The 296-nt window shown below is 65.2% G+C and carries 1 protein-coding gene; it reads left to right on the forward strand.

What is annotated here, in order from left to right; all coding sequences use genetic code 11:
* Positions 1 to 296, forward strand: a 296-nt coding sequence (locus tag AACU55_RS23405) for a type VI secretion system Vgr family protein (RefSeq protein ID WP_205960171.1), incomplete at both ends; no start/stop codon positions are given.

Genomic DNA, 296 nt, shown 5'->3' on the forward strand with positions numbered 1-296 from the left:
CGGGCATATCGTCGATGCGCAGAACGCGCCGCGCGGCGAAGGTTTTGAGCTGCGCACCGATGAACACGGCGTCCTGCGCGGCGGTAAGGGCGTCTTTCTCAGCGCGGACGCCCAGCCGCAGGGTCAGGGTCAGGTGCTGGATAACAGCGCGGCGATGGCTGAAATCGATTACCTGCAGCGTCAGGTGAAAGCCCTCAGCCAGGCCGCCGCCGAAGCCAGCGCGCTGGAGGCCGACATCGCGGCGCAAATCGCGATGTTCAGCGAACGGCTGAAGCCGATAAATCAGGTGGTGCTGG

The organism is Rahnella sp. CJA17(1/100) (assembly GCF_963881615.1).
Lineage (GTDB): Bacteria > Pseudomonadota > Gammaproteobacteria > Enterobacterales > Enterobacteriaceae > Rahnella > Rahnella aceris.